A 1,217-nucleotide genomic window follows, 5' to 3' on the forward strand; every position below is an offset into this window, starting at 1 on the left:
TGTCGTCGCCGTTGAAGGATGTGTGGTCGCTGTCGCGGCACATGGTCGGCCACTTCGTCGAAAACGTCGCCCCCTGCGGCACCCTGCCCGGCGACGCCATCCACGGCGACATCACCACCATCACCCGCACCTGCCTCGAACTCGCCATCAGCCTCCTCGACGGCCGCGACATCCCCGAAAAAACCGAACGCCTCAAAGACGCCGCCGCCGCCTGGGCCCGCGAAGGCGTCCCCATCGACACCATCCACCACGCCATCCACGAAGGCTTCAAAATCGGCTTCGACCTCGTCGTCACCAACGCCACCACCAAAACCCGCACCACCACCACCGACAACAGCGAACCCACCCTCACCCTCACCCACACCGACTACACCAACCTCCTCCAAGGCGCCAAACTCCTCGTCGAAATCCTCGACACCATGACCACCGCCGTCTCCGGCGCCTACGTCCGCGAACTCCGCGCCGTCGTCTCCGAACACCACAACGCCGTCCACACCCTCACCTCCGCCCTCCTCGGCGGCCACCCCACCAGCACCATGGCCCGCGAATGCGGCATCGAAATCGCCGACAACTACCACATCCTCGCCCTCCACATCCCCCCACACCCCGACCAAGCCAACCCCCACCTCGACCCCACCATCATCGCCCGCCGCAAACTCCGCCGCATCCAAGCCGCCCTCGCCACCACCACCCACACCACCACCCTCTCCCTCCTGTCCACCGACGGCGGCACCCTCCTCATCCCCACCACCACACCCACCGACCTCGACACCCTCATCACCCACCTCTCCCACGCCGCCCGCGTCCCCATCACCGCCACCACCACAACCACACCCACCACCGACATCCCCACCGCCACCGACCAAACCCACCAACTCCTCGACATGGTCACCCGCCTCCAATCCATCCCCGGCCTCTACCGCTTCGACGACCTCGCCCTCGAATACCAACTCACCCGCCCCGGACCCGGACGCGACCACCTCGGCACCCTCCTCAACCCCCTCGACCACCACCCCGAACTCCTCACCACCCTCCAAACCCACATCGCCAACAACCTCAACCGCCAACGCACCGCCCGACTCCTCCACGTCCACACCAACACCGTCGACTACCGCCTCAAACGCATCGCCCAACTCACCGGCTTCGACCCCACCCAAGCCAGCGGACTCTGGTACCTCCGCAGCGCCCTCGTCGCCCGCACCTACACCACCGCATGA

1 protein-coding gene is annotated in these 1,217 nt (G+C 66.6%); it reads left to right on the forward strand.

All coding sequences use genetic code 11. The annotated features are described in order from the left end of the window. A partial coding sequence (locus tag NK1_RS33175) for a PucR family transcriptional regulator (RefSeq protein ID WP_063015161.1) occupies positions 1-1,217 on the forward strand: 1,217 nt, incomplete at its 5' end.

Source organism: Nocardia kruczakiae NBRC 101016 (assembly GCF_001612965.1).
Lineage (GTDB): Bacteria > Actinomycetota > Actinomycetes > Mycobacteriales > Mycobacteriaceae > Nocardia > Nocardia kruczakiae.